The 20,639-nt window shown below is 55.8% G+C and carries 17 protein-coding genes and 1 riboswitch; of the genes, 6 read left to right on the top strand and 11 right to left on the bottom strand.

Going from position 1 to position 20,639, the window contains the following annotated elements:
- Positions 1-25: 25 nt before the first annotated feature.
- Positions 26-847 (top strand): undecaprenyl-diphosphate phosphatase, encoded by an 822-nt coding sequence (gene bacA / locus SK53_RS13705; protein WP_003862545.1) that lies wholly within the window; start codon positions 26-28, stop codon positions 845-847.
- 13 nt (positions 848-860) lie between these two features.
- Here the strand turns inward: bacA and SK53_RS13700 are convergent, their stop codons facing one another.
- Together SK53_RS13700 and SK53_RS13695 are read right to left on the bottom strand one after the other, a co-directional pair.
- On the bottom strand, positions 861-2,102 hold the full coding sequence (locus tag SK53_RS13700) for a multifunctional CCA addition/repair protein (protein WP_003862543.1): 1,242 nt from the start codon (positions 2,100-2,102) through the stop codon (positions 861-863).
- A 60-nt stretch (positions 2,103-2,162) separates the two neighbouring features.
- Positions 2,163-2,783, bottom strand: a complete 621-nt coding sequence (locus tag SK53_RS13695; RefSeq protein ID WP_001303390.1) for a TIGR04211 family SH3 domain-containing protein — start codon at positions 2,781-2,783, stop codon at positions 2,163-2,165.
- Positions 2,784-3,020: 237 nt separating this feature from the next.
- On the opposite strand from SK53_RS13695, the gene SK53_RS13690 reads away from it, so the two are divergent.
- The 3 genes from SK53_RS13690 to hldE are packed head-to-tail and all read left to right on the top strand — an operon-like array spanning position 3,021 to position 8,670.
- Complete coding sequence (locus SK53_RS13690; protein ID WP_048209624.1) at positions 3,021-4,322, top strand: CYTH domain-containing protein; 1,302 nt, start codon at positions 3,021-3,023, stop codon at positions 4,320-4,322.
- Between the two features lie 21 nt (positions 4,323-4,343).
- A complete protein-coding gene (gene glnE, locus SK53_RS13685; RefSeq protein ID WP_032607925.1) occupies positions 4,344-7,199 on the top strand; it encodes a bifunctional [glutamate--ammonia ligase]-adenylyl-L-tyrosine phosphorylase/[glutamate--ammonia-ligase] adenylyltransferase in 2,856 nt (951 codons plus the stop codon).
- Positions 7,200-7,239: 40 nt separating this feature from the next.
- Complete coding sequence (gene hldE, locus SK53_RS13680) at positions 7,240-8,670, top strand: bifunctional D-glycero-beta-D-manno-heptose-7-phosphate kinase/D-glycero-beta-D-manno-heptose 1-phosphate adenylyltransferase HldE (protein WP_003862540.1); 1,431 nt, start codon at positions 7,240-7,242, stop codon at positions 8,668-8,670.
- 77 nt (positions 8,671-8,747) lie between these two features.
- Here hldE and ubiK read toward each other — a convergent pair whose 3' ends face one another.
- Positions 8,748-9,044 (bottom strand): ubiquinone biosynthesis accessory factor UbiK, encoded by a 297-nt coding sequence (gene ubiK / locus SK53_RS13675; RefSeq protein ID WP_003862539.1) that lies wholly within the window; start codon positions 9,042-9,044, stop codon positions 8,748-8,750.
- A 120-nt stretch (positions 9,045-9,164) separates the two neighbouring features.
- Positions 9,165-9,315, top strand: a riboswitch (FMN riboswitch).
- Between the two features lie 105 nt (positions 9,316-9,420).
- Between ubiK and ribB the strand changes: the two genes are divergently transcribed.
- Positions 9,421-10,074: a 3,4-dihydroxy-2-butanone-4-phosphate synthase gene (gene ribB, locus SK53_RS13670; protein WP_003862538.1), complete on the top strand. Its 654-nt coding sequence runs from the start codon at positions 9,421-9,423 to the stop codon at positions 10,072-10,074.
- Between the two features lie 44 nt (positions 10,075-10,118).
- On the opposite strand, the gene SK53_RS13665 is transcribed toward ribB, so the two are convergent.
- The 5 genes from SK53_RS13665 to zupT all read right to left on the bottom strand — a co-directional run bounded on the left by SK53_RS13665 (position 10,119) and on the right by zupT (position 16,057).
- On the bottom strand, positions 10,119-11,180 hold the full coding sequence (locus SK53_RS13665) for a fimbrial protein (RefSeq protein WP_032660365.1): 1,062 nt from the start codon (positions 11,178-11,180) through the stop codon (positions 10,119-10,121).
- Entirely contained in the window at positions 11,164-11,925 is a 762-nt protein-coding gene (locus SK53_RS13660) for a fimbrial biogenesis chaperone (protein ID WP_048209621.1), read from the bottom strand. Before SK53_RS13660 ends, SK53_RS13665 begins: the two co-directional genes overlap by 17 nt.
- Before the next feature lie 9 nt (positions 11,926-11,934).
- Positions 11,935-14,379, bottom strand: a complete 2,445-nt coding sequence (locus SK53_RS13655; protein WP_048209619.1) for a fimbria/pilus outer membrane usher protein — start codon at positions 14,377-14,379, stop codon at positions 11,935-11,937.
- 76 nt (positions 14,380-14,455) lie between these two features.
- A complete protein-coding gene (locus tag SK53_RS13650; RefSeq protein ID WP_003862529.1) occupies positions 14,456-15,016 on the bottom strand; it encodes a fimbrial protein in 561 nt (186 codons plus the stop codon).
- Between the two features lie 267 nt (positions 15,017-15,283).
- A complete protein-coding gene (gene zupT, locus SK53_RS13645) occupies positions 15,284-16,057 on the bottom strand; it encodes a zinc transporter ZupT (RefSeq protein WP_003862527.1) in 774 nt (257 codons plus the stop codon).
- A 130-nt stretch (positions 16,058-16,187) separates the two neighbouring features.
- Here zupT and ygiD point away from each other — a divergent pair, with 130 nt between their 5' ends.
- Positions 16,188-16,976 (top strand): 4,5-DOPA-extradiol-dioxygenase, encoded by a 789-nt coding sequence (gene ygiD, locus SK53_RS13640; protein WP_048209617.1) that lies wholly within the window; start codon positions 16,188-16,190, stop codon positions 16,974-16,976.
- Between the two features lie 82 nt (positions 16,977-17,058).
- On the opposite strand, the gene SK53_RS13635 is transcribed toward ygiD, so the two are convergent.
- The 3 genes from SK53_RS13635 to tolC all read right to left on the bottom strand — a co-directional run bounded on the left by SK53_RS13635 (position 17,059) and on the right by tolC (position 20,556).
- Positions 17,059-18,219, bottom strand: a complete 1,161-nt coding sequence (locus SK53_RS13635; protein WP_023314866.1) for a glutathionylspermidine synthase family protein — start codon at positions 18,217-18,219, stop codon at positions 17,059-17,061.
- A gap of 2 nt (positions 18,220-18,221) precedes the next feature.
- The gene (locus SK53_RS13630) at positions 18,222-18,887 is read right to left on the bottom strand and encodes a DUF1190 family protein (RefSeq protein ID WP_003862522.1); all 666 of its coding nucleotides are present in this window, start codon (positions 18,885-18,887) and stop codon (positions 18,222-18,224) included.
- Positions 18,888-19,077: 190 nt separating this feature from the next.
- On the bottom strand, positions 19,078-20,556 hold the full coding sequence (tolC, locus tag SK53_RS13625; protein WP_023314865.1) for an outer membrane channel protein TolC: 1,479 nt from the start codon (positions 20,554-20,556) through the stop codon (positions 19,078-19,080).
- Positions 20,557-20,639 lie beyond the last annotated feature (83 nt).

Genomic DNA, 20,639 nt, shown 5'->3' with positions numbered 1-20,639 from the left:
TTTATATCTTTTTAGGGGTTTATAGATGAGCGATATGCACTCGCTGCTGGTGGCGGCAATACTGGGTGTGGTCGAAGGATTGACGGAGTTTTTGCCGGTGTCCAGTACGGGCCATATGATTATCGTTGGCCATCTGTTGGGCTTTGAAGGCGATACCGCAAAGACGTTTGAGGTGGTGATCCAGCTGGGCTCTATCCTGGCGGTGGTTGTGATGTTCTGGCGTCGTCTGTTTGGTCTGATCGGCATCCACTTCGGGCGTTTGCCGCAGCGTGAAGGAGAGGGCAAGGGGCGTCTGACGCTGATTCATATTCTGCTCGGGATGATCCCGGCAGTGGTGCTGGGGCTGGTGTTCCACGACACCATTAAATCGCTCTTCAACCCGATTAACGTGATGTACGCGCTGGTTGTCGGCGGCTTCCTGCTGATTGCCGCCGAAGTGCTGAAGCCAAAAACCCCGCGTGCGGAAGGTCTGGACGATATGACGTATCGTCAGGCGTTTATGATTGGCTGCTTCCAGTGTCTGGCGCTGTGGCCGGGCTTCTCCCGTTCAGGGGCAACCATTTCCGGCGGGATGCTGATGGGCGTGAGCCGTTACGCGGCGTCTGAGTTCTCGTTCCTGCTGGCGGTGCCGATGATGATGGGCGCCACCGCGCTGGATCTCTACAAAAGCATCGGCTTCCTGACCGTGGGTGACATTCCGATGTTCGCCGTGGGCTTTATCACCGCCTTCATTGTGGCGCTGATCGCCATCAAAACCTTCCTGCAACTGATTAAGCGTATTTCGTTTATTCCGTTCGCGATCTACCGCTTTATCGTCGCGGCTGCCGTGTACGTGGTCTTCTTCTGATGACCGACCGCCCTCAGTCTTTCGGCTGAGGGCAACGTTTTTCCTTCCACGCCGCAACCGCATCAATCCGCCGCTTCGTCAGCTCTTCGCGGATCTCCGGGCCTTTAAACCCTGCCTCCACCACCTCTTTCGTTGGCACCGCTTTCGCTACGTCCCACGCCTCACGCAGCAAACGACCCTGCGGATAATCGGACGCTTCAAACCCGGTACGCCCGCGCACGTCAGCCTCGCTGGTGAGCGCGATCTGCTCCACGCGCTGCGGCTTGCGCCAGGCGTCGATGTTATCAAACAGCCTGACGATGGTGGCGGGTTTTAGGATCGGGAAGGTGTGGATCAGGTCGTGGAACTCGGCGACCAGCTTTGCCAGATCGCGAATGTCATTCGGCACGCGCAGGCGCTGGCAAAGCCCTTCAACCAGCTTTACGCCAGCCGGACCGTGCCCGTGATGGCGTGGCCACAATTCCTTTGGCGTTAACCCTTTGCCGAGGTCATGGCAGAGAGTGGAAAAGCGCACGTCCACTTCAGGACTGAGCATAGCGGCCATGCTCAGCGTCATCAGGGTGTGAATGCCGGTATCAATTTCCGGGTGCCATTTCGCCGGGGCGGGCACGCCAAACAGCGCATCTATTTCCGGGAACAGCACTTTCAGCGCCCCGCAGTCGCGCAGAACCTGGAAAAAGATCTGCGGATTACGGGTAGTCAGGGCGTTTTCGGTCTCTTTCCAGACGCGTTCTGGCGTCAGGTGTTCCAGCTCGCCCGCGTCGGTCATGGCCGTCATCAGCGCCATCGTCTCGTCGGCGATGCGGAAGCTGAGATGGGCATAACGGGCGGCAAAACGCGCCACGCGCAGTACGCGTAACGGATCTTCAGAAAAGGCGGGGGAAATATGGCGTAAAAGACGGTCGCGCAGATCGTTCTGGCCGCCGTAGACGTCGATAATATGGCCGTTTTCGTCCTGCGCCAGGGCATTAATGGTGAGATCGCGGCGCAGTAAGTCCTGCTCCAGCGTCACATCCGGCGCGGCATAGCAGGTGAAGCCGGTATAACCGGAACCGGATTTCCGTTCGGTTCGCGCCAGGGCGTACTCTTCCCGGCTTTTCGGATGGAGGAACACAGGAAAATCGCGGCCTACCTGCTGGTAGCCCGCGTCAATCATCGCTTCGGGCGTGGCACCGACCACGACCCAGTCTTTATCTTTGACCGGCAGACCTAATAACGCATCACGTACCGCACCACCGACCAGATAACTCTTCACGCCAACACTCCCGTTTTCTCTTTTCGCAAGATGATACGTAAGTGTGGCAGAGAAGACGAGTTAGTTCATCCAGCGGTCTTTACGTTTACGGCTTGGGATAAGGTGAGGAAGCACCAGACCCAGCACCAGACCGACGCCCAGCACTCCGCCGCCATACATAAACCACTGCATGATGATGGTGCGTTGTTTGTCATCCAGCTGTAGATTCGCGGCGTTCACTTTCTTCTGCGCGACGATCAGCTCATTTTTCAGCTTCTGATTTTCATCTTTCAGACCGGCGATCACGCTGTCGCTTTGCGCCACTTTCTGCTGCATCTCTGCGGTGCGCTGGTTCCAGGTGCCGTCGATGTTGTTCAGCTTGTCAGTCAGGGTTTTCACCTGATTTTCCAGATCCGGCACGCGGGTGCGCAGGCTTGGCACCGTGCTCAGCTCTTTCAGCGGGATCCATGAGGTGCGGCCAGAGCTGTCACGAACCTGACCGTAATTGGTGTCTGCGTTAGTTTGCAGCAGGGTCACTTCCTCGCCGGCATTTACCGTACCCACGAGGCGATAATTGTCTCCAGGGCCGCTGCGTACCCAGGTATTCAGTTCATCAGAAACGTAACGTTTCTCTTCAGCGTGGACCGCGGTTGCGGCGCTAAAAGCGAGTAAAGTAAGTCCAATCAGGCGTAATTTAAGCATATCAGTCGTTATTTTCATAAAAAGTGGAACGATAGTAGTGGTATCAGTGTCGCTACGCAAAGGATTCATCATCAATCGGAATCATCTGTGTCATGATTTCCACCGCTTTAAACTTTTACGCCCGTCAAATTGCTCATTGCGTGGCAATTTGGCGCAAAATACTATGTACTGACAAACAAATGGCGAGGAAGTTCGCCTTCATCGACGCGTCTGTGACGCACGCAAAAGTACAAGGCTATGGCACAAGAGATCGAATTAAAGTTTATCGTCGAAAAAGACAGCGCTGACGCGCTCCGCCAGCATCTGAATACGCTGTCCGGCGAGCACCATGAACCCGTACAGCTGCTCAACATCTATTACGAAACGCCGGACAACTGGCTGCGCAACCATGATATGGGCCTGCGCATCCGGGGGGCGAACGGGCGCTACGAGATGACGATGAAAATCGCCGGTCGCGTGGTGGGCGGTTTACACCAGCGTCCGGAATACAATATCGACATCAGTAAGCCAGAACTTGAGCTGGATCGTTTTCCGGCGGAAGTGTGGCCGGAAGGAACGCTGCCCGCAACGCTGTCGGCAGAGGCGCAACCGCTGTTCAGCACCGATTTCTGGCGCGAGAAATGGCTGGTGACGGAAGGCAAGAGCCGCATTGAGATCGCGTTTGATCGGGGTGAAATTAAGGCTGGTGAAGAGCAGGAGCCGATCTGCGAATTGGAACTCGAACTGCTTGATGGCGACGCGAGCGATGTGCTGAAGCTGGCGCGCAAGCTGGTGAACCAGCCTGGACTGCGTCAGGGCAGCCTGAGTAAAGCGGCACGCGGCTATCACCTGGCCGCCGGGAATGCGCCGCGCGTGCTGCGAGAAACCCCGATTCTGCGCGTTGTGCCGAAAGCCTCCGTTGAGCAGGGGATGGAAGCGGCGCTGGAGCTGGCACTCTCTCAGTGGCAGTTCCACGAGGAGCTGTGGGCGCGTAACGTGAAAAATGCCAAAAAACAGGTGCTGGCCGCTATGGGGCTGGTACGTCATACCCTGACGCTCTTTGGCGGCATTGTACCGCGTAAAGCCAGCACTCACTTACGTGATTTGCTCACTCAAACCGAAACGCTGATGCTTTCCGACGTGTCGGCACAAACGGCGATCTACAGCCCGCAAAACGCCAGCGCGAAACTGGCGCTGACCGAATTTCTGGTGACGCGCGGCTGGCGCACCTTCCTCGATGCGAAAGGGCAGGCCAAAATTGCGGAAAACTTCAAACGTTTTGCGGATATCCACCTCTCCCGTCACGCGGCCGAACTGAGAACCACCTTTGCGCATCCGCTGGGCGACCAGTATGGCGATCAGCTTCCCCGCCTGGCGCGTAACATCGACAGCATGTTGCTGCTGTCGGGTGCGTATGAGGGCGTGAAGGCGCAGGCCTGGCTGGAGAACTGGCAGGGGCTTAAGCATGCCATCGAGACCCGTCAGCAGATTGAGATCGAGCATTTCCGCAACGAGGCCATTTCGCAGGATCCGTACTGGCTGCACAGCGGAAAACGTTAATTCTGGCAAGGAACCCCTGATATGCCGCTTTCTTCGCAGTTACAGCAGCACTGGCAGACCGTTTGCGAACGCCTGCCTGAGTCGTTACCCGCGTCATCGTTAAGCGAGCAGGCGAAAAGCGTGCTCACGTTCAGTGATTTTGTGCAGGAGAGCGTCAGCGCTAACCCGGACTGGCTGGCAGAGCTGGAAAGCGCGCCGCCGCAGGCTGACGAGTGGCGGCATTATGCTGGCTGGCTGCAAACCGCGCTGGCAGAGGTGGCAGACGAAGCCACGCTGATGCGCGTTCTGCGTCAGTTCCGCCGCCGGGTGATGGTACGCATTGCCTGGGCGCAGGCGCTGGAGCTGGTGAGTGAAGAGAGCACCTTGCAGCAGTTGAGCGAGCTGGCGCAGACGCTGATTGTCGCCGCGCGGGACTGGCTCTACGCCGCCTGCTGTAAAGAGTGGGGCACGCCGTGCAGCGAGGAAGGGGTTCCTCAGCCACTGTTGATCCTGGGGATGGGCAAGCTGGGCGGCTGCGAGCTGAACTTCTCCTCAGACATCGATCTGATTTTTGCCTGGCCCGAGAACGGCTCCACGCGCGGCGGCCGTCGCGAGCTGGACAATGCCCAGTTCTTTACTCGTCTGGGGCAGCGGCTGATTAAGGCGCTGGATCAGCCCACGCAGGATGGTTTTGTTTACCGCGTGGACATGCGCCTGCGTCCGTTTGGCGACAGCGGGCCACTGGTGCTGAGCTTTGCCGCGCTGGAAGATTACTACCAGGAGCAGGGTCGCGACTGGGAGCGTTACGCGATGGTCAAAGCGCGGATCATGGGCGACAGCGACGATGCCTACGCCAACGAGCTGCGCGCCATGCTGCGCCCGTTCGTGTTCCGCCGCTACATCGACTTCAGCGTTATCCAGTCCCTGCGAAATATGAAAGGGATGATTGCCCGCGAGGTGCGTCGCCGTGGCCTGAAAGACAACATCAAGCTCGGTGCTGGCGGTATTCGTGAGATCGAATTTATCGTCCAGGTCTTCCAGCTGATACGCGGCGGGCGTGAACCTTCTCTGCAATCCCGCTCGCTGCTGCCGACGCTAAGCGCTATCGATCAGCTGCATCTGCTGCCGGAAGGCGACGCGCAAACGCTGCGTGACTCTTATCTCTTCCTGCGTCGTCTGGAAAATTTGCTGCAAAGTATCAACGACGAACAGACCCAGACGTTGCCGGGCGATGAGCTGAACCGGGCGCGTCTGGCCTGGGGGATGCGGGTGGATGACTGGGCGGCGCTGACGCAACGGCTGGAAGCGCATATGGCGGGCGTGCGCCGCATCTTTAACGATCTGATCGGCGACGACGAAACTGAATCGCAGGACGATGCGCTCTCCGAGCACTGGCGCGAACTGTGGCAGGACGCGCTCCAGGAAGATGACACCACGCCGGTGCTGGCGCACTTAAGCGACGATGCCCGCCATCGCGTGGTGGCGCTGATTGCCGATTTCCGCCTCGAACTGAACAAACGCGCTATCGGCCCACGCGGTCGTCAGGTGCTGGATCATCTGATGCCGCATCTGCTGAGCGATGTCTGCTCCCGCGAGGATGCGCCGGTGCCGCTGTCGCGCATGATGCCGCTGCTGAGCGGGATCGTCACGCGTACCACTTACCTCGAGCTGTTAAGCGAGTTTCCCGGTGCGCTGAAGCACCTGATTTCCCTCTGCGCCGCCTCGCCGATGGTGGCGAACAAGCTGGCGCGTTATCCGCTGCTGCTGGACGAACTGCTCGACCCGAATACCCTCTATCAGCCGACGGCGACGGATGCCTACCGCGACGAGCTGCGTCAGTATCTGCTGCGCGTGCCGGAAGAGGACGAAGAGCAACAGCTTGAGGCGCTGCGTCAGTTTAAGCAGGCACAGATGCTGCGCGTGGCGGCGGCAGATATCGCCGGTACCCTGCCGGTAATGAAAGTGAGCGATCACTTAACCTGGCTGGCGGAAGCGATCATCGACGCGGTTGTCCATCAGGCGTGGGTGCAGATGGTAGCCCGCTACGGCCAGCCGAAGCACCTTGCTGACCGTGAAGGCCGCGGTTTTGCGGTGGTGGGGTACGGCAAGCTGGGCGGCTGGGAACTGGGCTACAGCTCCGATCTGGATCTGATTTTCCTCCACGACTGTCCGGCAGACGTCATGACCGACGGCGAACGTGAGATTGACGGACGGCAGTTCTACCTGCGTCTGGCCCAGCGCATTATGCACCTGTTCAGCACCCGCACCTCATCCGGCATTCTGTATGAAGTGGATGCGCGTCTGCGCCCGTCCGGCGCGGCAGGCATGCTGGTCACCTCGACGGAGGCTTTCGCCGACTATCAGAAGAACGAAGCCTGGACGTGGGAGCATCAGGCGCTGGTGCGCGCCCGCGTGGTGTATGGCGATCCGCAGCTCAAAACGCAGTTCGATGCGATCCGCAAGGCGGTCATGACGACCCCGCGCGAGGGCAGTACGCTGCAAACCGAAGTGCGGGAAATGCGGGAGAAGATGCGCGCGCACCTTGGCAACAAACATCGCGATCGCTTTGATATCAAAGCCGATGAAGGCGGGATTACCGATATTGAGTTTATCACTCAGTACCTGGTGCTGCTGCACGCGCACGATAAGCCGAAGCTGACCCGCTGGTCGGATAACGTGCGCATACTGGAACTGCTGGCGCAGAACGACATTATGGATGAGCAGGAGGCGCAGGCCTTAACCCGCGCCTACACCACACTGCGTGATGAGTTGCACCATCTGGCATTACAGGAACAGCCGGGCCATGTGGCGCTGGACTGTTTCGCCGACGAACGCGCGCAGGTGACTACAAGCTGGCAGAAGTGGCTAGTGGAACCGTGCGTAACAAAACAAGTGTGATATTATCGCGCGCAAATTGTGAATCTTTCTGGAGTCAGGAATGAAAGTAACACTGCCAGAGTTTGAACGTGCTGGAGTTATGGTTGTCGGTGATGTGATGCTGGATCGCTACTGGTATGGGCCGACCAGCCGCATCTCTCCGGAAGCACCGGTACCGGTGGTAAAGGTCGACACCATTGAAGAGCGTCCCGGTGGCGCGGCAAACGTGGCGATGAACATAGCCTCTCTGGGCGCACATTCGCGTCTGGTTGGCCTGACCGGCATTGACGATGCGGCGCGTGCGCTGAGCAAGTCGCTGGCGGACGTGAATGTGAAGTGTGACTTCGTTTCTGTTCCGACCCACCCAACCATCACCAAGCTTCGCGTGCTGTCGCGTAACCAGCAGCTAATCCGCCTCGACTTTGAAGAAGGGTTCGAAGGCGTTGATCCCGAGCCGCTGCACGAGCGCATTAACCAGGCGTTGGGCAATATTGGCGCGCTGGTGCTGTCTGATTATGCCAAAGGCGCGCTGGCGAGCGTGCAGACCATGATCCAGCTGGCGCGCAAAGCCAGCGTTCCGGTGCTGATCGACCCGAAAGGCACCGATTTTGAGCGCTATCGCGGCGCAACCCTGCTGACGCCAAACCTCTCTGAATTCGAAGCGGTGGCGGGCAAGTGCAAAACTGAAGAAGAGCTGGTTGAGCGCGGCATGAAAATCATCGCTGATTTCGAGCTGTCTGCGCTGCTGGTGACCCGTTCCGAGCAGGGCATGACGCTGCTGCAACCGGGCAAGGCGCCGCTGCATATGCCAACCCAGGCGCAGGAAGTGTACGACGTGACCGGTGCCGGTGATACGGTGATTGGCGTGCTGGCGGCGACGCTGGCGGCGGGTAACTCCCTGGAAGAAGCATGCTACTTCGCGAACGCCGCGGCGGGCGTGGTCGTCGGTAAACTCGGGACCTCCACCGTTTCGCCAATTGAGCTGGAAAACGCGGTGCGTGGGCGTGCGGATACCGGCTTTGGCGTCATGACCGAAGACGAGCTGAAAGTGGCCGTTGCCGCCGCGCGCAAACGCGGTGAAAAAGTGGTGATGACGAACGGCGTGTTCGACATCCTGCATGCGGGCCACGTGTCGTATCTGGCGAATGCGCGCAAGCTGGGCGACCGCCTGATTGTGGCGGTCAACAGCGATGCCTCAACCAAACGTCTGAAGGGTGAAACGCGTCCGGTTAACCCGCTGGAGCAGCGCATGATAGTGCTCGGCGCGCTGGAAGCGGTGGACTGGGTGGTCTCATTTGAAGAAGACACCCCGCAGCGCCTGATTGCCGGAATTTTGCCTGACCTGCTGGTGAAGGGCGGTGATTACAAACCAGAGCAAATCGCAGGTAGCGAAGAGGTCTGGGCGAATGGTGGTGAAGTAATGGTGCTCAACTTTGAGGACGGGTGTTCAACCACCAACATCATTAAGAAGATCCAGAAAGACAGTCAGTAAAAAACGGGCCTGTTGGCCCGTTCGTTTTTCACCCTCTCCCTGTGGGAGAGGGCTGGGGTGAGGGCATCAGGCCGCACTTATGCCTGGTCATCCACCGGTGGAATAGCTGGCGCTGGCTTCACTTCTTCCGGCGCATTGCGGTTTTCCAGCTCGGTCAAACGTTGTTCCAGCAGCGCCAGCTTCTCGCGGGTGCGCAGCAGCACCTGCGTCTGCACGTCAAACTCTTCGCGGCTGACTAAATCAAGGCGAACCAACTGTGCCTGCAACGTCTGGCGGATTTTCTTCTCAACGTCATCACCAAACTCACGAATACCTTTCGGCATGGACTCATGAACCTGACGTGCGATCTGCTCAATTTTCTTTGGGTCAATCATTGTCGTTTCCCTTGATGAAAAGGTGTTAGTGCCTATTGTAGCGTGTCATGCCGCGGGTTAAACAAAATTGTTTGAAGCTTATGCATTGCCCAGGGTAATCAATAGCGTTATAGTTATCTCGCTTATTCTCAGGGCGGGGCGAAATTCCCCACCGGCGGTAAATCAGCTTAACGCTGAAAGCCCGCGAGCGCTTTGGGTGAATTCTCAAAGGTCAGCAGATCCGGTGTAATTCCGGGGCCGACGGTTAGAGTCCGGATGGGAGAGAGTAACGATCCAGTCGGGCAAAGCCCGCTCACGTTATTTTTTTGCCGCTTGTACGGCGCTCCTAAGACTGCCCTGATTCTGGTAACCATAAAGTTAATGAGGTTTTTTTACCATGAATCAGACGCTACTTTCCTCTTTTGGCACTTCAACTCAACGTGTTGAACATGCACTGGATGCCCTGCGCGAAGGCCGCGGTGTGATGGTGCTTGACGATGAAAACCGTGAAAACGAAGGCGACATGATTTTTGCCGCCGAGAACATGACCGTTGAGCAGATGGCGCTGACCATCCGTCACGGTAGCGGCATCGTATGCCTGTGCATCACCGAAGACCGTCGCCAGCAGCTTGATCTGCCGATGATGGTTGAAAACAACACCAGCGCCTTTGGTACTGGCTTCACTGTGACCATTGAAGCGGCGCATGGCGTAACCACCGGTGTGTCGGCGGCTGACCGTCTGACCACCGTGCGTGCAGCGATTGCTGATGGTGCGAAACCTTCCGATCTGCACCGCCCTGGTCACGTCTTCCCGCTGCGCGCGCAGCCGGGCGGCGTGCTGACCCGTGGTGGTCATACCGAAGCGACCATCGATCTGGTGACGCTGGCTGGCTTCAAACCCGCAGGCGTGCTGTGCGAACTGACCAACGATGATGGCACCATGGCGCGTGCGCCGGAGTGCATCACCTTTGCGCGTCTGCACAATATGCCAGTGGTGACGATTGAAGATCTGGTAGAGTACCGCCGCGCGCACGAGCGCAAAGCCAGCTGAACATGCTGATGTAAAAAAGCCGGGGAAACCCGGTTTTTTTGTTTCTAGTGGTAGTTAATTTTGAACAGTACCACGGTTTCGAACGGCCCGGACTGAATCGCTTTCCCTTCTTCCCGTGAAAGTTCAGCTGTGTAGTTTTGCTCAACATTCATCTTATCGCCCGTAAAATCGGCGTACTCTTTGTACTGGTTGAAGGTGTAAGGGGCCGTTCCGTTAAGAATACGCAGTTTTAACCCATTCCCTATCAGTACCGCAGTGTCGTCTGCGCTGAGCGTTTCGGTTGTGTAAAACGACGAGTCCATCTTAAATCCATCCGAGCACTGGGCATCCTGCACTTTGGTGGTTCGTATTGAAAACGTGCGCATACGCGTCTGCTGATTCACGATGTCGCGCGCGCTGAAGGTGCCAAAGTCGATCTCCTGATTCTCAGGGTAAATGGTAAACGTCGCCCCGCAATCAAGCACCGTAATGTTTTGCAGTCCGTTGATGTGATACTTAAGGTTCTTCGCATCGGCCATCTGATTAACGCCGCCCTTACCGTCAAACTGCACAACGATGTAATCGCTGAGCGAGCTGACATAGCCATGTGGCGGCATAGCCTTAATTCTCACGAAAAGTCGTAAACGGGCGACGAACGTGCGCGTAATGTGGATATCATCCGGATTGCCAGAGCAGATGCGATTCTCCCAACCCATCTGGCGGATTTGGTCCGGGGTGTAAATGGTGATGTTATCGTTGTCCAGGCACTGGCGGGTATCCACGCCGTTGGGCTGGCCTGTGGCATCGTAATCTATGCCTTCATAGGTGACGCCCAGTTCATAATAGGGATCGGTTGCGGCAGGATAAGGGTTTACCCAGGCAAAAACATCTTCCGGCTTGAAACCGCTTGTGACGTTATTGTCACACGTCACCGGAATTTTAATGTCATCAGACTCCCATATTTTTTGGCCAACCTGAGCGTTGCTGGGTATGGCAAAAGGGGAGATCGTTTTTGTCTCCTCGACGGGGCCGCCAGATCCACCCAGATAGCAGTTGAGCGCCAGCGCTTCTTTCAAAGGCAGCGCTGTAAGCAGCAATGTAAGCAGGAAACTAGTGAGCTTTCGCATCTTTATCGATTTTCCGTTCGTTAAGCTTACATTGCGCCGTTCCGGTGCACTGTACGTCGACTTTTTTCAGTGCGCCGTAATCGTCGATGTAGCCGATGCTGTAATAACTACCGTGGTAATCGCCGGTAGAGGCAGTTGTCGTGGCGAAAGGCGCAATCATCAGACTGTCAAAACCCGGCAGCATGGTTTTGGCATTTTTGCTCAGCCACGCCAGCGTGATGTAGTACGGCGTAGGGTTGTGGACCGTGAGCCCTTTCGCGTTGGCAGTAATTTCCATACGCATTTCAGTCAGTTCGCCAGATTTTTTGCGAATCGCTTCCGGACGCCAGAAGAGCTTAATTCGGCTCTGCATGGCAACCTGCATCACGCTGCGCTCCTCGCTGGCGCTGGTGCTTTTAGGCGGTACTTCACGCAGGTTGAAATAAAACAGCGATTCCCTGTCTTTTGGCAACTGGCGGGTAGCGGCTTGTTTAACAATTCTTACCTGCGACGAGGCGCCCGCTTCGATACGTTGAATGGGGGGAAGCGCCATAAAGTGCACATCTTCTTTTTGCCCCTTTTCATCTTCAATCCAGGAGAGCGCCAGATAAGGCAGCGCCTTGCTCTGGTTGTCCACTTTCAGGCTGCTGGCCTTGTCGCTTTCTGGAAAAACAATGCGCGTGCGGTCCAGGTTAATGGCCGCGTGGGCGGTAAATGTTGTGCTGATCAGCATCAGGCACAGGCTTTTAATCGGCGTTAATTTCATGATGATTTCTTACTGGCACGGCAGTATCAACTGCATACTGTTTTCTAAGTGAGAAGGTAACGAGAAGCGACACTGTTGGTTGTCGCCCCATGTCACGCGAAACTGCTGTTCTGGCTCAACGGCGCCGAGCCAGACGCGGCCTTCATCGGCCACCATCCCAACCTGTAAATTGCTTTCATCCAGGCGAACAATCGCCCCGAGTGGTGGTGTTCCTGACGACATCCGCAAAACGCCTGTTACGTCCTGACCTGCGCGCGTGGCAATCTGACGATAACCAATGGCTCCCTCAGTCCAGGTTGAGGTCACGACGCGGTTGTCCACGTCCACGCCATCCGGAAGGTTGTTCATATTGACCTGCACGCTGGAGGGGGAATAGCTGGAGAATGACGGTAAAACGCCGATGCCAAAACGGTTAGTTTCATCGCGCGACATGTTCAGCGGGATATGGCCTACCCCGTCGGTGCTGACCATTACGCGGGGTTCATTACCGTAACTGCGCCGGTGCAGCGCGGCGCCTTTCGCCGTTGAGGTGAAGGAACCGCTCCAGCTCGCGCTGAGGGAGTTATATTCGTTAGCTTTATAGCTGCCGGAGAGATTGAGATCGCCGTACGCAGAATAATGCTGATAATTCCCGCTGACCTGCGCGCCGGAATCTGGCTTCCCGCTCTCCGTACCTGCGGAAACGCCCCAGGTATTATTGCGATCCGACGTGTCATACCACGACACGTTATGGCTCAGCGTGTCGCTGTTACGCAGGTCATAGTTAAGTCGATGATCGGGATCGAGCGGTACGCTGAGCGAGAGATAAAACTGAGTATCGTCATTTTCGTCTTCCTCCTCGTAATGCGTTTTACTCCAGGACAGGGTTACGCCAAGGTTCTTCCAGCGACCTATATCAAAGTTGTAGCCCGCCGTGATGCTGCCGGTCGTGGAGGGTGAATCATTCCACCATGTCTGACGCAGCATATTGACGTACAGGTTAAGGGATAACGCTGAAATGTACTGGCTTGCCGTCACGCTCAGGGTTTGTTTTTCCGACTGGCGGTCACCGTTGTCATAATCCAGGTAGCGGGCGTAGCTCAAAAACTGTGGGTCTGAGTAGCGGTAGCTGGCGAGCGTAAGCTGACTGCCGGTGGTATCGAAACGCTTGCTGTAGTTAATGCGATAGCTGTAACCCGTCTGGCTGCGCTGGTGTGGCAGCTGGCTGGTAGCCTGCGTGACGTCAAAAGAGAGCGCCCCCAGCCAGGCCATATTCTGGCCGATCCCGGCAGCGACGGAACGATAACGGTCGCCATCGGCCAGCGTGCCGCCATACAGAGAGGTGTGCGACAGCATGCCCCAGGAAAATTCGCCGCTCATGAAGGCATTATCTTCAACATCATGGGAGGCGCCCTGGCGCGCTTTACCCGCCGCGAGCTTATAGCGCACCTGGCCCTTGCGCGTTAAAAACGGCACGGATTCAGCCGAGACCTGGAAGGTGTTGACGCGTCCGTCTTCTTCCGTGACTTTGACGTCCAGCGTGCCCTGAACCGACTGGTTAAGATCCTGAATAACAAAGGGTCCTGGTGGCACTTTACTCTGGTAAATCACGCGATCGGCAAGGCTTACGGCCACGGTGGCGTTGGTTTGTGCTATTCCGGTAATCTGTGGGGCATAGCCGCGCAGCGACCATGGCAGCATACGTTCATCGCTGATTAGCGATGCGCCGGTGTAGGTGAAGGCGTCAAAAATGGAGGACTGGAAATCCGTTTCACCCAGCGTCAGTTTCGCACCGATCGAGGGCAGAGGGCGGAACATATACACGCGTGAAAAACGGCCATCCTGCTCTGAGCTTGCTTCAGTATCGCTTCGCGTGTACTGGTAATCGCTTCGCAGGCGCCACGCGCCCATGTTCGCACCGGCGGTACCATAGGTATTGGCGTTGTCATTGCTGCCGCTGCTATTGTGCTGATAATGGCTGGCAAAAAGATTGTAATCCAGCAGTACGCCTGGCACGCCGTTGTCCCAGGTGGATGGCGGCATCCAGTCAACCGCACGGTATTGCAGCCACGCCTGGGGGATCGTTACTTTCAGGGTCTGGCTGCCTTGCTCAAAAGTAAATTTGATGTCTGGTCTGGCGGCGAAATCAACGCATCCCTCTTTTTCCGGTAAAGCGTGACGAACGTCATCCTGAAATGCGAATGTATCGGCCAGCTCGGGGGGAATACAGACCTGAACTGCGTTATTTATGTCTCGCCAGCGAAGCTGCCAGCCATTTGCCAGCGGAATATCATTAACTGAAACCGTAACGAAATAGCTTCCCGGCGTAACCGATATTTGATCTTTAAAACGTGATAAATCGACGCTGCCGCGCTGATCTTTATCGATGGCGTTTATATTAAATTCAGTGGCAGAGGCAACTATCGTCATTAACAGGGACGCAATGATGATTATCCATTGTACTTTGTATGTCATCATCCTGTTACTCGAATAAATAAAGAGTGCCGACCGGCATGGATTGCCAGTCGGCTGATACCGTGACGTAACGGAATTATTTGTACATCAGGACGTAGTTAGCCGTGGCTTCAACCTGGCCTGCCGTCGCAGTTTTACCTGTTGGGACTTCCATAACCGCTTTGAAATGCAGCGTCTGGGTGGTTGAACCCGCCAGCAGATCAAGCACGTTTGGCTGACCAAGCGTGATGTTGCCTTCCGCGTTATCCAGCAGACGGACGCCCACGTTCTGCGCACCGTTTGCAAAGGTGTTGCTCATCAGGCTGGTATCCGTCGCATCTGTCGCTGCGCTGGTAAAGGTCACTTCCACTTTAGTAATTGGCGTGTCGGTTTCGTCTGCCGGATCGTCAAGCTGGCAGTTTTCCAGATTGATATCGACCGGAACCGGCGTGGATTTTTTGTTGGCGTTGATAACGGCCGTAGTCACTTCACCCAGGTCGACTTCTTTATCAACGCTGTCTGGAGCGATGCTGCATGGTGCGTCAATAACCACGCCTTTGAATTTGATTTTGCCTGAGCCTTGATCATCAGCAAACGCAGAACCCGATACAATGGCAGCCATAGCTGCCGCTAACAGCAATTTTTTACCCATATACATGAAAATATCCTTTTTCAGATTGATTCGTAATGTGAATATTAATTTCAGAATACTCGCAAAGTATACGGATTGGGGCGGGGAGACGCGATTAACGTGACTTAAATATATTTTTAGATGGTTTTAATTAATATTTTCAGGCTATCTGAAGAGGCTTCTTTTTTCGGGGTTTTAATAGATTTATATTTTGTGGGTTATTATAGGTAAAATATATAGAATTGTTTTTTTGAATAATATAAAGCCTCCGTATAAAAACGGAGGCATTAATTCTTAGCCAATACCTGCCGTTTGCAGCAGAACCAGGCTCATCCCCATCACTGACATTCCACACAGCACGCCGTAGCTTGGGTTATTGTTGGGATCGATCTCTTTTGCCAGCGGCATCAGCTCATCGACAGAGAGCGCGACCATAATCCCGGCCACGGCAGCCATAATTGCAGCCATTACAACCGGGGATACGAGGCTACCGAGGATCAGCCACGCCAGCACGCCGCCGAGAATTTCAGCCATGCCGGAGATACCTGCCCAAAAGACAGCTGTACGTTTTGAACCCGTGGCGGCATAAACGGGCCCGGCAACGGCAAGTCCTTCAGGAATATTGTGCAAAGCCACGGCCAGCGCCACACCAAAACCTATTTCCAGGTTGCTGCTGGCCGTGACATAGGTGGCGATACCTTCCGGAAAGTTATGCAGGCTGATACCCAGCGTCAGCAGAATGGCCGTGCGTTTGATATTTCCCGGAACGGGGGTAACGCTTTTTTGCATTAAATCCTGCGGGTGCGCGTGAGGAAGAATACGGTCGAGTGCAAAATAACCCAGCAGGCCAATGATAAACATGCCATAGCCCAGAACAGGCGACATCCCTTCGGTGTGAAGCGCGGCGGGCAGCATCTCCATCAGCGAGATAAGCAGCATGATCCCGGCGGCGAAACCCAGCGAGAAGGCCAGCAGGCGATTAGAGGGTTTTTGCCCGAGTACCCCGAGGAACGCACCGATAAAGGTTGCGGCGCCCGCAAGTATGGTCAAAATCAACGGTACTGACATGCATTCTCCTTAAGCGATATCTGGCATTCAAATTTCCTGATGATGATCTTCACGGTTATCTGCGTTCATCTTCACCTGAATGCGCGTAATGTAGGCCTATCACATTGACACCTCCTCTAAGGATATCACCATGTCTTCTTCTCGTATGCCAGCACTGTTTTTAGGCCATGGCAGCCCAATGAACGTCCTGGAAGATAACGTCTATACCCGCGCCTGGCGTCAGTTGGGTGAGACGTTACCGCGTCCGAAGGCAATTGTGGTGGTCTCTGCGCACTGGTTTACCCGGGGTACCGGCGTGACGGCCATGGAAACGCCAAAAACGATTCATGATTTTGGCGGCTTTCCGCAGGCGCTGTATGACACGCATTATCCTGCGCCGGGCTCCCCTGAGCTGGCGCAGCGGCTGGTTGATCTGCTTGCCCCTGTTCCGGTTGCGCTGGACAAAGAAGCCTGGGGCTTTGACCATGGCTCATGGGGGGGGTTGATCAAAATGTATCCGGATGCCGATATTCCGATGGTACAACTGAGTATCGACAGCACCAAACCAGCTGCCTGGCACATGGAGATGGGGCGTAAGCTGGCTTCGCTTCGTGATGAGGGCATCATGCTGATAGCCAGTGGCAACGTGGTACACAATCTGCGTACGGTACGCTGGCACGGTGAAAATACGCCGTACCCCTGGGCAACAGCCTTTAATGACTATGTAAAAGACAACCTGGCCTGGCAAGGGCCGGTCGAACGGCACCCTTTGGTGAACTATCTGGAGCACGATGGCGGTTCGCTCTCTAACCCGACGCCGGAACACTTCTTGCCATTGCTGTATGTATTAGGCGCATGGGACGGTCAGGAGGTTATTACAACCCCGGTCGACGGCATTGAGATGGGGAGTTTGAGTATGCTGTCGGTGCAGGTGGGGTAAACACATGCCCGGTGACGCTGCGCTTACCGGGCCTACGCTCGACATGTAGGCCGGGTAAGGTGAAGCCGCCACCCGGCAAGTCTTACTCGACGAAAATATGCGGGTAGAAACGTGACAGATCCTGCGTAATCAGCGCGCGATCTTCGCGAATGCCAATCCCGGCAGGCTGATCGTTAATAAGCCAACTGCCGATCAGCGTATAGCTGTCGCCAAACTTCGGCAGTTGATAAAACGCCTGGACGATCATCCCTTCTTCACCGTACGGCCCTTCAACTGCTTCCAGCGTTTTACCGTTTTCGATAATCGAGACGTTTGCCCCTTCACGGGAGAAGATTGGCTTAACGACGTATTTCTCCATCGGTGGGAAATCATCTTCGGCAAAATAAGCAGGCAGCAGGTTCGGGTGATTCGGGAACATCTCCCACAGCATCGGCAGCAGGGCTTTATTGGAGATAATGCTCTTCCAGGCTGGTTCCAGCCAGCGCACGCCAGCGTCTTCCAGTTTGGTAGAGAACATTTCCCGCAGCATGTATTCCCACGGATAGAGCTTGAACAGGTTGCTGATCACCTGATCCTGCATGTCCGTAAACTGACCTTTTTCACCTAAACCGATATCTTCGATATAGAGAAATTCCGTCGCCACTTCCGCTTCGGCTGCGCAGTCCTGCAAATACTGAACCGTACCGCGGTCTTCTTCGGTATCGCGGCAGCAGGCGAGGTGCAACAGGTTGAAACCGTGCTGTTCACGCAGTTCGACGAAACGTTCAATCAGCTTTTCCTGAAGGCTGTTGAACTGATCGCTGCCTTCCGGCAAGTTTCCGGCATTCGCCTGATCTTCCAGCCAGATCCACTGGAAGAACGCGGCTTCGTACAGGGAGGTTGGCGTATCTGCGTTGTTTTCTAAAAGCTTCGGTTCACCCACGCCATCCCATGCCAGATCGAGGCGAGAGTAGAGCGAAGGCTGGTTCGTTTTCCAGGACTGACGAACAAAGCTCCAGGTGTGCTTCGGAATGCGGAATTTGGTCATCAGCTCATCGCTGTCGATGACTTTCTCAACCACCTTCAGGCACATCTGGTGCAGCTCTGCGGTCACTTCTTCAAGCTTTTCGACCTGAGCAAGCGTGAGCTTATAGTAAGCATCTTCACACCAGTACGGCTCGCCGTACATGGTGTGAAAGTTGAAACCGTATTCGGTGGCTTTTTCGCGCCAGTCCGGGCGCTCGGCAATACTGACTCGTTCCATGATCAGCCGCCCATTGAGCGAGTTGAGGAGCCGGTCGCACTACGCTGCATGGTGGTTTGTTTGGCAACAGACTCACCGAAGCCGCCACGGGTAATGGTGCTGGTGGTGGCTGGTTTCGGCGCCATTGCGGTTTTCGGTACGGTCATCGTACGGCCAGGCGTTGCAGCACCGTAACCCTTGCCGGTGGCATCGGTGTATTTCCCGTAGGCCGGGCTGTTCGGGTTTTTGGAGCTAAACAGCGGCTGCTGCTGGTAGCCCGCACCGCCGCTCATCAAACGGCCCATCATATAACCCGCCATCAGCGGCATCCAGAAGCTGCCGCTGGACTGTGCCTGCGCCTGGTTTTCCGGTGCCATACCCGCCTGAGCAGGTGCCTGCTGGCACTGGCCTTCACCGAATTCGGCTACACAGTCTTCGCGTGAGGCATATTTCGGCGCGGTACGTTCCGCTTCTTTCAGGGCGTTGTTATACGCCGTCGTACACTCAGCGGCTTTACCGGTTGCGCTCGCGCAGTCGTCGGCGTTTTGATACAGCGAAACCGTTTCGTCGTTTTGCTCACAGCCTGCCAGCATAAAGACGGCGGTGACCGCCAGCGCGACAGGTGTCAGGTGGCGTGCGTTCCAGCTTTTGCGGAACGACGCGTGATTCATCGTTTTTGTCCGTTTCATATTTGTCTTCCAGGACCCAGTGGTAATAACGCTCAGGATAGAGGATGAGTGGTTGAAAATGAAGCGACGAGGGGCGAAATCCGGGGGATCTTTACGTTGGCTTACGTTCGGGGGGGATTAATGTGCTCCCTCTCCCTGTGGGAGAGGGCTGAGGTGAGGGCATCAGGCCGCAGTGGGCCTGATGACACGCTTAATTGCGGAACGGATTCGTGCCGCTGCTGGCAGGTGAGGTGCTACGCGCTGCCGCTGGCTGTGCAACCGGGGTGCTGCTGTTAGCGGTGAAATTATCCACGGCGGCATCCTGCTGTGGATTTTCCGGCGCGACGCTGTCAGGCGACGTGGAAACCGGTTTGCCCAGCGTGCTGTTCAGCATTTGCAGATCCTGCTCGTTCAGCGTACCCAGCGCCTGCTTGATGTTCAGCTGGTTGATCAAGTACTGGTAACGCGCACTGGAGAGCTGCTGTTTCGCGTTGTACAGCGTGGTCGTTGCGTCTAACACATCAACGATAGTACGCGTACCGACGGAGTAACCCGCTTCCATCGCGTCCAGAGAGCTTTGCGCAGAGACAACGGCCTGTTTATAGGCGTTGATGCTGCTGATGGACGCGTTCACGTTGTTGAAGGAAGAACGCACGGTCTGGACCACGTTGCGGTGCGCGCTTTCAAGCTGCTCGCTCGCGCCTACGAAGTTGTACTGCGCCTGCTTAACCTGAGAGTTAACCATCCCGCCCTGGTACAGCGGCAGAGAGAAGCTCAGGCCAACTTTGTTCTGGCCCATATTGTTGTCGTCATACTGGGCAGTGTTGGTTTTAGAACCGCTGTAGCTGGTATCCGATACGCCGGTAGAGGCGCTCAGGCTCAGGGTTGGCAGGTGACCATCCTGTGCAAGACGGATCTGCTCGCGCGCCAGGTCCTGGCTCAGGCGTGCCTGCAGCAAGGTCAGGTTGCGGTTTTCCGCCTCTTTCAGCAGGGCGTTAACCGCCTGCGGCTTGTCTGTTTTGAAGCTGTCCACGTTCAGAGAGGCCAGCTCAGGATAGTAGTTACCGGTGACCTGACGCAGTGCTTCCAGCGCGTTGTCGAGGTTGTTACGTGCGGTCACTTCGTTAGCCAGTACGGTATCGTACTGTGAACGGGCGTTCTGCACGTCAGTGATCGCAACCAGACCCACATTAAAACGCTGGGTGGTCTGATCTAACTGACGATAAATCGCCTGTTTCTGCGCTTCGGTGTAGGAGAGGGCGTCAATCGCGCTCAGTACGTTGAAGTAGGCGGTCGCGGTATTCAGGATAAGCGTCTGCTGATCTGTCTGATAGGTGACATCCTGAATGCCGGCGCTCTTTTCCTGCAAGCTCAGCTCACGCCATTTGGACATGTCGAACAGGGTTTGCGTTAACTGTAAAGAGGCGCTGGTGGCATTTGAGTTGATGCCGTTATTATCGCGAAAACCGTTAGTGTAGGTATAATCTGCACCTAAGCCTAACTGCGGCAGCAGTGGACTACGTGCTTCGTTAATCTTTTCAAACGCAGCATCACGATCGGCCGCTGATTTACGTAAATCAGGGTTGCCCAGACGTGCCTGCTGGTAGACCTGTAACAGGTTCTCTGCCTGGCTCATTGCACTGAAGCCCGTCAGGCTCAGGCCGATAAGGATGGGGAGCAATTTCTTCATTTGCATTCCTTGTTGTGAAGCAGTATTAGCGCTGATCTAATTAAAAATAATTGCCGATTCTAACAGAATCATCCACACCAAAA

Source organism: Enterobacter sp. MGH119 (assembly GCF_001037675.1).
GTDB classification, from domain to species: domain Bacteria; phylum Pseudomonadota; class Gammaproteobacteria; order Enterobacterales; family Enterobacteriaceae; genus Enterobacter; species Enterobacter hormaechei_C.
This window is presented reverse-complemented; position numbering and strand designations above follow the sequence as displayed.